Consider the following 13,739-nt stretch of genomic DNA (forward strand, 5'->3'; position numbering starts at 1 on the left):
TCGATATTCTGGATCTGTTCCCGCATCTGCTCGATCAGTACCTTTAACTCCACCGCCGCCGCCGTAGTTTCGCTGTCCACGGACTTGCTCGCCAGAGTGTTGGCTTCGCGGTTGAGTTCCTGCATCAAAAAATCCAGGCGGCGACCGATGTGGCCGCCCTTCCCGAGAATGCGGCGCACTTCGTTGACGTGGGTCACCAGGCGATCCAGTTCTTCGTCCACGTCCATTTTCTGGGCCAGCATGACCAGCTCCTGCTCCAGGCGGTCCGGGTCCGGGGACTCGATCACGTCCTGGATACGGGTGCGCAGGCGTTCGCGCTGGGCCTCCTTGATGCGGGGAATGGCGGCTTTGACGATCTCGATCTGGGTGCCGATGCCATCCAGTCGGTCGACGATCAGTTGGCCCAGTTGCTCGCCTTCCCGGCGGCGGGTGTCGATAAGCGCTTCCAGAGCCTCGTCCAGCAGGGACAGGGATTCGTTCTGCAGCAGTTCCACATCCAGCTTGCGGGTGCTGAGCACGCCAGGATGGCGCAGGATTTCCATGGGGTTGACCTGGCCCGGATGCTGGACGATATCACCGACCCGGCGGGACACGTCGGAAAGCTGCTTTACCAACTCCTCGTTGAGCTCCAGGGAGACCTCGCTGTCGTCCTGCTGGTAGCGCAGTGTCACTTCCACCTTTCCCCGGGCCAGCGCCTTGCGGCATTTTTCACGCACGCCGTTTTCCAGTGCGCGCAGGGCGTCGGGCAGGCGCGGGCTCACCTCCAGGTAGCGGTGGTTCACGGCTTTGATCTCCCAGACCAGGCTGTAGCCTTCCAGGTGACGGTCGGCGCGGGCGAAAGCGGTCATACTGCAGATCATGTGAACCTCGAAACAGCGGTTGGACGGGCCTCATAGTCTAGACCACGAGGGCCCATCGGGCCTAATGACCCAGCAAGCAGGCAGAACCGCCCCTGCCTTTGCTACAATGGCGACCCTTTTGCATTCAAGACACTTCAGGAGTTTCCATGCGTCCTTCCGGCCGAGCCCACGATCAGCTGCGTGAACTGAGCTTCACCCGCAATTACACCGTTCACGCCGAGGGCAGCGTGCTGGTCGCTTTCGGGGATACCAAGGTGCTGTGTACCGCGTCCGTGGAGGAAGGTGTGCCGCGCTTTCTGAAGGGCAAGGGCCAGGGCTGGATCACCGCCGAGTACGGCATGTTGCCCCGTTCTACCCATACCCGTTCCGGTCGCGAGGCGTCCCGAGGCAAGCAGGGTGGTCGTACCCTGGAGATTCAGCGTCTGATCGGTCGTTCCCTGCGCGCGGCTGTGGACATGAAAAAGCTGGGTGAGCGCACAATCTTCCTGGATTGCGATGTGCTGCAGGCCGATGGAGGTACCCGCACCGCGTCCATTTCCGGCGCCTGTGTGGCCCTGGTGGATGCCTTTACCCACCTGCTGGAAACCAAGAAGATCAAGGACGACCCGCTCACCGGCCTGGTCGGTGCGGTATCCGTGGGCGTCTACAAGGACGAGCCGGTACTGGATCTGGACTATGCGGAAGACTCCAATGCCGGCACCGACATGAATGTGGTCATGACCCAGCAGGGTGGTTTTATCGAGATCCAGGGATCCGCGGAGGGCGCTCCCTTCACCCGTGAACAGTCCGATACCCTGCTGGGGCTGGCGGAAAAGGGCATTGGTGAAATCATTCAGGCCCAGCAGCAGGCGCTGGGCTGGTAAGGACGGACCATGAAGAACTACAAGAAGCATTTTCTGCGTTTTGCCCAGGAGCGTGAGGCGCTCAAGTTCGGCGAATTCACTCTCAAATCCGGTCGCAAGAGCCCCTACTTCTTCAATGCGGGCACTTTCAATACCGGTGAGGCGCTGGCCCGGTTGGGTCGCTATTATGCGGATGCCATCGTCGCCTCCGGGCAGGAATTCGATATGCTGTTCGGGCCTGCCTATAAGGGGATTCCGCTGGTGGCCGCAGTGGCAGTGGCGCTGGCTGAGCACCATGGCCGCGATTTGCCCTGGGCCTTCAACCGCAAGGAAGCCAAGGATCACGGCGAAGGTGGCTGGCTGGTCGGGGCGCCCTTACAAGGCCGGGTGCTGGTGATCGATGATGTGATTACCGCCGGCACTGCCATCCGTGAAGTGGCAGCCCTGTTCGAGAAAACCGATGCCACCATGGCGGGGGTCATGGTGGCTCTGGATCGCCAGGAATGCGGCAAGGAGCCTTCCGAGGCGGGCAAGGGTCTGTCAGCGATTCAGGAAGTGGAACAATCTCTGGGGGTGCCGGTGGGCAGTATCGTGGCGATGAACGATATTATCCACTGGCTGGAACAGCAACCGGATAGCGAGCCTATGGTGTACCGTATGCGTCAGTACCGGGAGCGTTATGGAGTGGAATAATAATGAGATTTATGGCTCTGATTTTGGTGCTGATTCTGTCAGCGCCAACACTGGCGGCGCGATTTGGACAGCGCGCCAGTGAGCGCATGCCGGACGGTGCCTATTTTCGTCATGTGACAGCCGATGGTGTAGTCCACCTGAACCGTACCCTCACCACTGACGCCATGCGTAACGGTTATCAGCTGCTGGACCAACACGGTCGGGTGCTTGAAGATGTGGAAGGCGTCAATCTGAATGACGAAGAGGCCCGGCAGATTCGTCTGCAGCGGGCCCGCCAGGCCCGTGAAGACAAGGAGTTGCTGCGTCTCTATGCGGGCCCGGAGGATGCGGTGCGTGCCCGGGATCGCAAGATCGATGCCCTGGAGCTGAGCATCAGCTATGAAGAAAACAGCCTGGCCCAATTGCAGATGAAGCTGGATGACGAAATTGCAGTGGCGGCCCGCAATGAACGAGCGGGCCGCGAGGTGCCGGAAGGCGTACATGAAGTCATTGAGAGACTGAAGCGTCAGATAGATGCGACAGAAGAAAAACTGGCAGGGTTTGAGGCTGATATCGACGCGGCAAGGGAAGAGTTCGCGCCGATTATTCAGCGACTGAAAGAAATCGAAGAGGAGGAACGTTAAGCCTTTTCTTCAGGCGCCTGCCTACAGGCGCCTGCATAGCTATTCCCGAAACAGAGTAGGGGTCAGTAGCTCCCACTGTGCCTGCCAGTCCTGGCTGGGGCGAGTCTTGAAACCTGAGCGAACGAACTGGGCAATTCGACCTTCGACCACTGCCAACAGCAGGTTGGCGGTAATAGTCGGGGTTGTCCGGGTGCGCAGCCCTTCCTTGATTTCCGCGTCGCGCAGTACCTGCTTGAGCTGACTCTCCACCCGATCATAGAACTGCTGGATACGCTGGTGCAGGCGCTCGTTCTCGCCGGTCAACGCATCGCCGGTAAGCAGCCGGGTAATGCCCGGGTTGCGCTCGGTGAACGCCAGCATCAGGGCCAGGATCTGTTCCACTTGGCTGGCGGCATTGCCTGCTTCGGTGATGCGGTTGATGCGGGAGAAGATGGCCTCTTCAATAAACTCGATCAGCCCTTCGAACATTTTCGCCTTGCTGGGAAAATGCCGGTACAGGGCGGCTTCGGATACTCCTACTTCCCGAGCCAGGCCCGCAGTGGTAATGCGCCCCCCGGGCGCCGCTTCCAGCATGTGGGCGAGCGACTGCAGAATCTGCTCTTTGCGCGACGGTTTTTTTTCGGTCATGTAGCGTCGTTCCCTTGTTTTTAGTTGCAAGTTTCAAGTTGAAAGTTGCAAGGCGCGAATGATGCCTGGAAGTGCGTACCCGCGCTTCACCGTGCGGTTAAAACCCGCAAAGACTATGCTTATTGTTGGAAGTGATGTTTTACATCACGAATGCTCATCTGTCAGCGCAGGCATGGCCCTTCCAGATAGCACCAAGCCAGCCCGCGCTTTGCAACTTGAAACTTTCAACTTGCCACTCAGTTTTTGCTGATCAGCGTCCCGATCCCCTGATCAGTGAGGATCTCCAGCAGCACCGCGTGGGACACCCGGCCGTCGATGATGTGGGCGGTGTGTACCCCATTTTTCACCGCATCCAGGGCACAACCGATCTTGGGCAGCATGCCGCCGTGGATGGTGCCATCCTTGATCAGCTCGTCGACACGCTCAGCGCTGAGGCCAGTAAGGACCTTGCCTTGCTTGTCTTTCAGGCCAGCCACATTAGTGAGCAGAATCAATTTTTCGGCGCGCAGCACCTCGGCCATTTTACCGGCCACCAGATCCGCGTTGATGTTGTAGCTGATGCCGTTTTCATCAACGCCGATGGGGGCGATTACCGGAATAAAATCACTGCCGGCAATCAGGTCGATGATGGTGGTATCAATGCCTTGCACTTCGCCCACGTGACCGATGTCGATAATTTCCGATGTCTGCAGAGCCGGATCGTTTTCGTCATGGGCCTTGAGCAGCATCTTGCGGGCCTTGATCAGGCGTCCATCCTTGCCGGTGAGGCCGATGGCCTGACCGCCGTTGTGCTGAATCAGATTGACGATATCCTTGTTGACCAGACCGCCAAGGACCATCTGCACCACGTCCATGGTTTCCTGATCGGTGACACGCATGCCCTGGATAAACTTCGACTCCTTGCCCAGACGCTCCAGCAGGCTGCCGATCTGTGGGCCGCCGCCATGAACGATGACCGGGTTGAGGCCCACCTGCTTCAGCATTACCACGTCACGGGCGAAGCTGTTTTTCAGCTCGTCGTTTTCCATGGCATTGCCACCGTACTTGATTACCACGGTGGCACCGGAAAAGCGCTGAATATAGGGCAGCGCCTCGATCAGAATCCGGGCGGTATCGTGGGCACTGTTGGTGTCCATTACTTCTCCTTGGGGTGGCCGGGGAGTTGCAAGTTACAAGTTAAAAGGTACAAGGCGCGGGCGGGTTTGTCGTTGATTCCATGCCGTGCCCGCGTGCCGGCCCCAGTGAGCGCGGCGGCGGATTTCATCATATGGCACGGCCACCGTTCGCGTTGTAACTTTCAACTTGTCACTTGCAACTCGTCTTTCGCAATTCTAACTCAAAACGGTAATTCCAGGCTGTCATCCACGGCTTGCAGATGCTTGCGGAACTGTTCTTTGACTCTTTCCAGGGCCTCTTCGTCGCGGCCCTCAAAGCGGGCTACCAACGATGGTGTGGTGTTGGAGGCGCGCACCAGGCCCCAGCCGTCCGGGAAGTCCACCCGCAGGCCGTCGATAGTGGTGGGGCGGCCGCCGGCGAATTGTTCGGCGCGGGCGACAAGGGCATCTACCAGAGCAAACTTGTTCTCTTCGTTCACATCGATGTACAGCGCCGGAGTGGTGAGTCCGGTCTTGAGGCCATCGAACACCTGCCCGGCGCTGTCATCCTGCAGGGACAGGATTTCCAGCAAGCGAGCGCCGGCGTAAAGGCCGTCGTCGCAGCCGAACCAGCGGTCGGCGAAGAAGATGTGGCCGCTGATCTCACCGGCCAGAGGTGCGCCGCATTCCTTCATTTTTGCCTTGATCAGCGAATGCCCGGTTTTGTACATCATCGGTCGGCCACCGCTCTTCCGGATAATGGCCGGCAAAGCCCGGCTGCATTTTACGTCGAACAGGATGTCCGCGCCGGGGCTGCGGCCCAGAAGATCTTTGGCGAACAACATCAATAAACGATCCGGCCAGATAATTTCGCCGCTGTTGGTGACCACCGCGACCCGGTCAGCATCGCCGTCGAAGGCCAGCCCCAGATCCAGATTTTCCTGCTGCACGATGCGGATCAGGTCGGCCAAATTCTCCGGGTTGCCCGGATCCGGGGCGTGATTGGGGAAATTGCCGTCGATCTCGGTATACAGGGGGGTGACTTCACAGCCGAGTTGCCCGAACAGCTGTGGTGCCAGTTCGCCGCCAGCGCCGTTGCCACAGTCGATGGCAATCTTCAGTGGACGGGCCAGTACGATATCGCTGGTGATATCGCTCAGGTAGCGGTCGGTAATATCGCGTTCTTCTTCGCGGCCCTTGCCTTCGCTGAAGGCCTTGTTGCGGATCCGTTCCTGCAGTGCAGTGATGCGCTCGCCGTAAAGGGTGTCGCCGTTGATAACGATCTTCAGACCGTTGTGGCTGGCCGGGTTGTGACTGCCGGTGAGCATGACGCCGCTACGGGTTTCCAGCACCTCGGTGGCGTAATAGAGCACTGGAGTGGGCACCAGTCCCAGATTGATTACGTCACGGCCGGATTCCAGCAGCCCCTTGATCAGGGATCGGCTCAGCTCAGGGCTGGACAGACGGCCATCACGGGCCACCAGCACGCTTTGTTGCCCCGCTTCGCCTGCTTCACTGCCAATGGCGCGACCGAGAAGGTACACGCCCTGGGCGGTGAGGGTGTCGCCGGCTACGCCGCGGATGTCATAGGCGCGGAAAATGCTGTCGGGAAGGGTTTCCCCTTGTTTTTCGTCCACCAGCAGAATGCCATCGTCGCTTTCTTCCTCAACCACCAGGGCTTCCGCCGGCTTTCTGGCGGTCGGGCGCGTTGAGCCTCCGCGCTCTCGCAGCTTGCTGGCAAGCCGGGCCTGGGCATCGTTGACAGTGGTAAACAATGAGAAGTGGAAGTGATTACGCGCGCTGACGCCGGGCTGTCGGGCCAGCTCATCGCAGTAACGGACCAGTTCAGCACAGTCCTGTTTGAGAAAGCGAGCCAGTAGACGGTTGACCACCAGGGTGCCGATTAACAACAGCACAATACCAAGGGCCACGACGAAGGTGCTGATCATCAACAGATTGCTGCCGGTGGGCGGTAGCGTCAGCTGAACCACCACCGGGCCGGCGGTAGCCTCGGCCTGGGCAACGTTGCTGTTTCCGGGCAGGCTGAAGAGGTTGCTGCCCGCGAATTTTACCTGCAGCTGGCTACCGGAAGGGGCAAGCCCTTGAAGGGTCTGGGTCAGTGAGGTGAGAGGCACTTTCAGCAACAGGGCGCCGTTCTGATTGCGAGTGGCTTTCACCAGAATCAGCGTCGGAGGTTGACCGGCGATGATCACAGGTCCTGGAGACCGGCCCAGACGGACTTCCTTGAGCAGTTCCTGAGAGGTATAGCTGAAGTCGTCAGTGTCCGCACCCCGCCGAGGTACCAGTCGCAGACTGGCATCGGGCAGCCATTGGTGATGGCGTGTATTGAAATCCGCGATGGTGTTGTTGGAGAGCGCCTGGTCCACATCGTTACGGGTGGCCAGTAGTGCCAGTTGCTGCTGATGCGCCTGAATATGAGCATGGCCCAGGTTGGCGATGGACTGGGCAAGCTGGTTGGCATGGTGCTGTTGTTGTTCCGCGTCGGCGACGCTGGTCTGATAAAACCAGGTGGCACCGCCAGCTACCAGTATGGCTGCCAGGGCGGCAATCAGTAGTGGTGCCAGAGGCTTGAATGCGTTGACGTCTGCGCGTTTGTTCTTCTTATTGCCCATGTCCCCTCCCGGTCATGCCTCAGTGACGGCCACTGTGTCCGAAGCCGCCGCTGCCCCGCTCACTGTTGGTGAAATTATCCACCTGTTCCAGTTGCACCTGCATCACCGGAACGATGACCAGCTGGGCGATACGTTCGCCGGGTTCCACGGTGAATGGCTGGTTGCCCCGGTTCCAGCAGGACACCATCAATTCGCCCTGGTAGTCGGAATCGATCAGGCCAACCAGGTTACCCAGCACGATGCCGTGTTTGTGGCCCAGCCCGGAGCGAGGCAGGATCATGCCCGCATAACCCGGATCGCTGATGTGGATGGCCATGCCAGTGGGCAGCAGCTCGGTTTGTCCTGGTTCCAGCCGCAGCGACTCCTTGACCATGGCTCGCAGATCCAGCCCGGCGGAGCCGTCGGTGGCGTAATGGGGCAATGGAATGCTGTCGCCCAGTCGGGGGTCGAGAACGCGGTATTGCAGTTTCATGGTTTTCCCTTTGGTCAGGCGTCACGCTTCAAACGCCAGCGTTAATCTTTATACCGTATCGCAATCAATTCGATCAGCTGCTTGGCAATCTGGGCCTTGGAGGCCAGTGGCAGCACCTTGTGCCCTCCAGGCCAGATGACGGTAAGGGCATTGTTGTCGCTGTTGAAGCCCACATTGCTACCGGATACGTCGTTGGTGGCGATCATGTCCAGTTTCTTGTTCACCAGCTTGGCCTGGGCGTAGGCCACCACATCCCGGGTTTCAGCGGCAAAGCCCACGGTGAAGGGGCGTTTGTTGTGCTCTGCCACTGAGGCCACGATGTCCGGATTCTTGACCAGGGTGAGGTGAATTTCCTCGGTGGATTTCTTGATCTTGTGGTCGGCGGTGACGGTGGGGCGGTAGTCCGCCACGGCGGCGGTAGCGATGAAGACGTCGCAGCCTTCCTCCACCGTTTTCATGCAGGCCTCAAACATATCCACCGCCCGGCTCACATCCACCCGATCTACCCGTGACGGAGTGGGCAGATTTACCGGGCCGGCGATCAGGGTGACCCGGGCACCGGCTTCGGCGGCGGCCTCGGCCAGGGCAAAGCCCATTTTCCCGGAGCTCTTGTTGGTGATGTAACGCACCGGGTCGATGGCTTCACGGGTGGGGCCGGCGGTGATCACCACATGCTTGCCGGTGAGCAACTGGTAATCGAAGACCTCGGCGGCATGCTGGATGATTTCAAGCGGTTCAAGCATGCGCCCGGAACCGACCTCGCCGCAGGCCTGGCTGCCGCTGCCGGGGCCAAAGACCTTGATGCCCTTCTCCTGCAGGATCAGCAGGTTTTTCTGGGTGCTGGTGTCAGCCCACATCTGTTGATTCATGGCCGGGGCGATGGCAATAGGGGCGCCGGTGGCCAGGCAAAGGGTGGCAAGCAGGTCGTTGCCATGGCCGTGGGCAAGGCGGGCCATGAAGTTGGCCGAAGCAGGCGCAATCAGCACCAGATCCGCCCAGCGGGCCAGCTCAATATGGCCCATGGCGGCTTCCGCGGTGGGGTCCAGCAAGGTGGTGTGCACCGGATGCCCGGACAGGGCCTGCATGGTGAGCGGGGTAATGAATTCGCAAGCACCCTGGGTCATCACGACACGCACCTGGGCGCCCACATCCTGCAGGCGACGAACCAGATCGGCGGCTTTATAGGCGGCAATCCCGCCCGTGACTCCCAGAAGGATGCGTTTGTTCACCAGACGATGCATGACGAAATCCTGCGCAGCGATAGCGACGTTTACGGCGGTGGCTTACAGCAGCAAGGGCAAATCACCGGTGCCGTGGAAGCCGGAACCCTGCTATTACATAGGCTGCATAGGGTAGCACTAAGGTATGAGCGCTGCCCACTTCACAATGATATGGAATATCAAGGCGTTACGGGGGAAGGAAACGGCATGGCAATCACTGACTGGCCCGCGGATGAAAGGCCGCGGGAAAAGCTGCTGGCGCGAGGGCCGGAATCGCTGAGTGATGCGGAGCTGCTGGCAATTTTTCTGCGTACCGGGCAGCAGGGCATGACGGCGGTGGATCTGGCCAGAACACAGTTGGCTACAGGGGGTGGTCTGCGGGCCTTGCTGGATGCCGGGCCAGAGCGTATGGCCCGGTTGCCGGGTATGGGTACGGCCCGGCGGGCCCTGGTGCTGGCGGCGCTGGAGCTGGGTCGGCGATATCTGGCCGAGCCGCTGGAGCGTGGGGTGCCGCTGGATAATCCTGACAAGGCCGGCCAATTACTGACCGCTCGTCTGCGCGGGCTGCCCTATGAAGTGTTTGCCTGTCTGTTTCTGGATAACAAGCACCGCCTGATTGCCTTCGAGCAGCTGTTCCAGGGCACTATTGATGCGGCGGCGGTATACCCCCGGGAGGTAGTGCGTCGGGCCATGGAGCATAATGCGGCTGCGGTGATTCTGGCTCACAACCATCCATCCGGTGTGGCCGAGCCCAGCCAGTCGGACCATGCGATCACCCGGCGACTGGTTGACGCGCTGGGGCTGATGGAGATCCGGGTGCTGGATCATCTGGTGATCGGCGATGGCAGTTGGGTGTCTCTGGCCTCGCGCGGGGCACTGTAAATGGGGTGGCGCCAGTACCGAGCTTGCGGTAAGTCCCTGAATCCTGGTGTGTCCGGTCGAATATCCGAGATTTCGCTTGAAACTTGACCGGCAGATTGGTATAAAACGCGCCTTTTCCGGGGCTCTACCGTCCCCCCGCAAGAAGATTTACGGAGCAAGACAATGTCCAAGGTTTGCCAGGTGACCGGTAAGCGCCCTGTAACGGGCAACAGAGTTTCTCACTCGAACATCAAGACCAAGCGTCGTTTCGAGCCGAATCTGCACCACCATCGTTTCTGGGTTGAGTCCGAGAAGCGCTTTGTGCGCCTGCGTGTGACCTCCAAGGGCATGCGTATTATCGACAAGAAGGGTATCGATGCTGTACTGGCAGATATCCGTTCTCGCGGCGAGCGTGTTTAAGGCTAATTAAGGAGCTAACCCATGGCCGGTCCTATTCGTGAAAAAATCCGCCTGGTGTCCTCTGCTGGCACGGGGCACTTCTACACCACTACAAAGAACAAGCGTCTTCATCCTGAAAAGATGGAAACCAAGAAGTATGATCCGGTCGTGCGCAAGCATGTGGCCTACAAGGAAGCGAAAATCAAGTAACGATTTTCTTGCTGCCTGCCTGGCAACGGACATAAAAAACCCGGGATTTTGTTCCGGGTTTTTTTATGTCCAGAGCCTGCCCAGAGATAGAGTGCCGGGGGTAATTGCCTTGAGGCGGAGCTCGGTGGCTGTGTTTTTCAGCAGTAAATCCAATATCACAAAGCCGCCATGTTTGTCTGTCATGCAAGTGCAATTCTGTGCTTTTGAAACACCGTTCGTCACCTTTCAGGCCCGAATGGGGCTTTTGCAATGCGACTGCAGGTACTCCGGTGCTACGTTTACAGAAAGAAGTGCATCGCAACAAAACTCTACGCAGAGAAAGTTGTGATGCATCTCACAGATGCATAGCATCAAATGCGAACTTCACTTTTTCGCATATGTCTTCACGCAATATTCACTTCAAGGGACGTGCAACGGAGCGCACTATGAGTACCTTAAAAGATATGTTTCGTTTGTTGATGATCCGCCTGTACACCCAAATGCCTGGGCGTGCGCGTAACCAGCGTGGTGCCAGTGCACTTGAATATATTGTGCTTGCTGCTGCACTGATCATTATTATCGGTGTTCTGGCTACTAATGAAACGGTTCAGACGACCATTAACACTGCATTTACAGACCTCTTCACTGACGCCTCCAATGCTGGTGGCTCGTAAGGGCTAGCCGCTTTCGGGTACGAGATATGCGGATACGCCGGAGAGTAACAGGGGCGGTAGCATTGGAGTTTCTGATGCTTTTCCCCTTTGTTGTTGCCATGCTCTATGGTGCGGCGGTTTACGGTCTTACTTTCTTTGCCCAATATCGTATGCAGGCCGCCGTGGATACCGCTGTATCCACGGCGTTGTATGTTGACCGGTCCGATAATCAGGCCAGTGGCCTCGGCACTGCTGTAACGCAGAGAGCCAATACTGCGCTCGCAGGCCTGGTGGCGCAGTTACCGGAGAGCCTGAGAGATAACCTGGATACAACGTCAGCCTGCGGGCTGGAAACCATTGCCGGGGGGGTGGAAGTGCTTCACTGCAGTCTGGTATACCCCAATTATCAAGCCAATCCGATTGTGCCGGTGCTGAGTTTCGGCATGCTGGGGGATTTTCCTCCTCTGCCGGCACGGCTGGATGTGGATGCCCGGGCCGCATTCTGATTTAAAGAGTCGGGTCGGCACAAGAATCAACATTTGACAGGGATGTTCCGGAGAGAACATGGGATCAAGACTGCTCTATATGCTGCCGGCGTTAGTGGTGGCGTTGGTTGCGCTGATACTGGCGCTGGTGGGATTAAGTCGCGACCCGGCGCCGTCGCTGGTTGTCCGTGATGACGCCTCCGGCGAGGAAATGCGCGACAAGGAAGCCCCCAGTTATCGTTACTGGGTCGTCACCGAGAGCTTGAATGTCGGTGACACACTGGATGAAGAGGTGTTGGCGGTCGTATCCTCACCGGCGCCTATCCCCAACGTGCTGACTGCTGACGAAAAGGTGGCCGGCAAAGAACTGCGTCAATATGCCCGTCCGGGCGAACTGCTTTCCCGAAATCATCTTGAGCCTGGTGGCACTCTGCCCAGCACCCTGCCTGCCGGTTTTCGAGCCCTGGCTTTGGGCGTGGATGATGTGGTCATGGCTGGCGGTTTGCTGCAGCCCGGTGATCTGGTGGATGTGGCAGTGTCATTTCAAAAGGCAGACCGGGACAATCCGGCGGCCATGGTGCTGTTGCGCAGCCTGCAGGTGCTGGCGGTGAAGGGTGCCATGGCGGCTGCCAGCAGTGATCAGGATCGCGAGGCACAGCGTCGCAACAACACCGTGGTGTTGGCGGTGCCCAAAGACAAAGTGCCTACACTTTTGCTTGCCTCGGAAGAAGGTACGCTGCGTTTGGCGGTAGTGGCCAGCCAGGACAAGGCTGCTGACGACAGCGACTCAGAAAAGAAAGCCAAACCGGTTTACTACAAGGATCTGTTCCCGGCGACCCGCGCACCAGCACCACGGGCGACACCGGGTCAGAAAGTGGAAGTGTATGAGGGATCAGAGTCAAGGAGCACCTATGTGCGTTAAGGGGTTGTGGAAGAGAGCCGGGGCATTGCTGGTTCTGTGGTTCTCCCTGTCGCTTTCGGTCGTGGCACAGGCAGACACTCTACAAGGCACCATGCGGGTGGCCCCCGGGGATCAGAAAGTGCTGAACTTCCCGGAAGCAGTGGCCAAGGTGGCGACCTCGGACCCGAAGGTGGCTGCACTGACCGTGACAGGCAGTGAGGAGTTGTTGCTGACCGCCAAGGCCGAGGGCTCGGCAGTGATATCGGTGTGGTTACGCGGCAAGGCCAAGCCACTGCGCAGCACGGTGGTGGTGGCGACGACGCTGGGTTCCTCTTTGCCTTTTGGAACCCAGGTGCAGACAGATATCCGGGTACTGGAAGTCAGTCGCTCTGAGCTCAACCAACTGGGTATGAGCTATAGCAATGTATTTAATGATGGCCAGTCTGCAGTAGGGATTGCGCCTCCCGGTACCGGTTTTCAGGTGCCGGGAGTGGTGCCGGCTCCCTTGAGTTCCAATGGCTTCAACCTGTTTGGGTTTGGCCCCAATTCAGTGTTGGCAATCAATGCGCTGGAAGCGGGTGGGTTTGCCTATACCCTGGCCGAGCCCTCTCTGACCAGTCTGTCAGGGCAAAGCGCCAGTTTCCTGTCCGGTGGCGAGTTTCCTGTCCCTATTCGCAGTGATAACACCGGGGTGCAAATTGAATTCAAGGAATTCGGTATCGGTCTTAGCCTCACCCCAACGGTGATTGATGCCGGTCAAATTATTCTCAAGGTGGCGCCGGAAGTATCCGAACTGGATTTCTCTGCCGGGGTTGAAACCGGGGGCGTGGCTGTGCCGGGCCTGAGGGTGCGGCGTGCGGAAACCACGGTGTCTCTGGCGCCGGGTGAGACCTTTATCATTAGTGGTCTGGTTAGCCGTAACACCATCAACAACAGTGATCGCCTGCCGGGCATCGGTAATATCCCGTTGTTGGGTGCCTTCTTTCGCTCCTCGCGCATTGAGAAAAATGACAAGGAACTGGTGATGGTGGTGACACCACATCTGGTGACACCGCAACAGAGTACCGAGCCCCCTGTGACGCTGCCCGGTGCGGGCTATCACAGTAGCAGTACGGGCTGGCTGGATATGGCCACGGAAAGTCGTCGTGGGTCGCAGCCAATTCGCCACGGCCTGAGCTGGTGATGCT

At 58.8% G+C, this 13,739-nt stretch carries 16 protein-coding genes; 10 read left to right on the forward strand and 6 right to left on the reverse strand.

What is annotated here, in order from left to right; all coding sequences use genetic code 11:
* Positions 1-848, reverse strand: an 848-nt coding sequence (locus HUJ17_RS06430) for a YicC/YloC family endoribonuclease (RefSeq protein WP_290509912.1), incomplete at its 3' end; no start/stop codon positions are given.
* Between the two features lie 158 nt (positions 849-1,006).
* On the opposite strand from HUJ17_RS06430, the gene rph reads away from it, so the two are divergent.
* The 3 genes from rph to HUJ17_RS06445 are packed head-to-tail and all read left to right on the forward strand — an operon-like array spanning position 1,007 to position 3,018.
* Positions 1,007-1,723, forward strand: a complete 717-nt coding sequence (rph, locus tag HUJ17_RS06435; RefSeq protein WP_290509913.1) for a ribonuclease PH — start codon at positions 1,007-1,009, stop codon at positions 1,721-1,723.
* 9 nt (positions 1,724-1,732) lie between these two features.
* Entirely contained in the window at positions 1,733-2,395 is a 663-nt protein-coding gene (gene pyrE / locus HUJ17_RS06440) for an orotate phosphoribosyltransferase (protein WP_290509914.1), read from the forward strand.
* An 11-nt stretch (positions 2,396-2,406) separates the two neighbouring features.
* On the forward strand, positions 2,407-3,018 hold the full coding sequence (locus tag HUJ17_RS06445; protein ID WP_290509915.1) for a hypothetical protein: 612 nt from the start codon (positions 2,407-2,409) through the stop codon (positions 3,016-3,018).
* Between the two features lie 39 nt (positions 3,019-3,057).
* On the opposite strand, the gene slmA is transcribed toward HUJ17_RS06445, so the two are convergent.
* The 5 genes from slmA to coaBC form a co-directional block, all read right to left on the reverse strand.
* Entirely contained in the window at positions 3,058-3,645 is a 588-nt protein-coding gene (slmA, locus tag HUJ17_RS06450; RefSeq protein ID WP_290509916.1) for a nucleoid occlusion factor SlmA, read from the reverse strand.
* Between the two features lie 236 nt (positions 3,646-3,881).
* Positions 3,882-4,781: an acetylglutamate kinase gene (gene argB / locus HUJ17_RS06455; protein ID WP_290509917.1), complete on the reverse strand. Its 900-nt coding sequence runs from the start codon at positions 4,779-4,781 to the stop codon at positions 3,882-3,884.
* 200 nt (positions 4,782-4,981) lie between these two features.
* Positions 4,982-7,372, reverse strand: a complete 2,391-nt coding sequence (locus HUJ17_RS06460; RefSeq protein ID WP_290509918.1) for a phosphomannomutase/phosphoglucomutase — start codon at positions 7,370-7,372, stop codon at positions 4,982-4,984.
* 19 nt (positions 7,373-7,391) lie between these two features.
* On the reverse strand, positions 7,392-7,844 hold the full coding sequence (gene dut / locus HUJ17_RS06465) for a dUTP diphosphatase (RefSeq protein ID WP_290509919.1): 453 nt from the start codon (positions 7,842-7,844) through the stop codon (positions 7,392-7,394).
* Positions 7,845-7,885: 41 nt separating this feature from the next.
* Entirely contained in the window at positions 7,886-9,085 is a 1,200-nt protein-coding gene (coaBC, locus tag HUJ17_RS06470) for a bifunctional phosphopantothenoylcysteine decarboxylase/phosphopantothenate--cysteine ligase CoaBC (RefSeq protein WP_290509920.1), read from the reverse strand.
* Positions 9,086-9,271: 186 nt separating this feature from the next.
* Here coaBC and radC point away from each other — a divergent pair, with 186 nt between their 5' ends.
* From radC to HUJ17_RS06505, 7 genes are all read left to right on the forward strand, one after another.
* Positions 9,272-9,946 carry a DNA repair protein RadC gene (radC, locus tag HUJ17_RS06475; protein ID WP_290509921.1) on the forward strand — a complete coding sequence of 225 codons (675 nt, stop codon included), beginning with the start codon at positions 9,272-9,274 and terminating at the stop codon, positions 9,944-9,946.
* Positions 9,947-10,108: 162 nt separating this feature from the next.
* The gene (gene rpmB / locus HUJ17_RS06480) at positions 10,109-10,345 is read left to right on the forward strand and encodes a 50S ribosomal protein L28 (protein WP_035248690.1); all 237 of its coding nucleotides are present in this window, start codon (positions 10,109-10,111) and stop codon (positions 10,343-10,345) included.
* 21 nt (positions 10,346-10,366) lie between these two features.
* Positions 10,367-10,534, forward strand: coding sequence for a 50S ribosomal protein L33 (gene rpmG, locus HUJ17_RS06485; RefSeq protein WP_007151127.1), 168 nt, complete (start codon positions 10,367-10,369; stop codon positions 10,532-10,534).
* A gap of 425 nt (positions 10,535-10,959) precedes the next feature.
* On the forward strand, positions 10,960-11,187 hold the full coding sequence (locus HUJ17_RS06490; RefSeq protein ID WP_290509922.1) for a Flp family type IVb pilin: 228 nt from the start codon (positions 10,960-10,962) through the stop codon (positions 11,185-11,187).
* A gap of 26 nt (positions 11,188-11,213) precedes the next feature.
* Complete coding sequence (locus HUJ17_RS06495; RefSeq protein ID WP_290509923.1) at positions 11,214-11,672, forward strand: TadE/TadG family type IV pilus assembly protein; 459 nt, start codon at positions 11,214-11,216, stop codon at positions 11,670-11,672.
* 58 nt (positions 11,673-11,730) lie between these two features.
* Positions 11,731-12,573, forward strand: coding sequence for a Flp pilus assembly protein CpaB (gene cpaB / locus HUJ17_RS06500; protein WP_290509924.1), 843 nt, complete (start codon positions 11,731-11,733; stop codon positions 12,571-12,573).
* Positions 12,563-13,735 carry a pilus assembly protein N-terminal domain-containing protein gene (locus tag HUJ17_RS06505; RefSeq protein WP_290509925.1) on the forward strand — a complete coding sequence of 391 codons (1,173 nt, stop codon included), beginning with the start codon at positions 12,563-12,565 and terminating at the stop codon, positions 13,733-13,735. The genes cpaB and HUJ17_RS06505 overlap by 11 nt, the downstream gene beginning before the upstream one ends.
* Positions 13,736-13,739: the final 4 nt, after the last annotated feature.

The sequence above is a fragment of the Alcanivorax sp. genome (assembly GCF_014762765.1).
In the GTDB taxonomy this organism is placed as follows: domain Bacteria; phylum Pseudomonadota; class Gammaproteobacteria; order Pseudomonadales; family Alcanivoracaceae; genus Alcanivorax.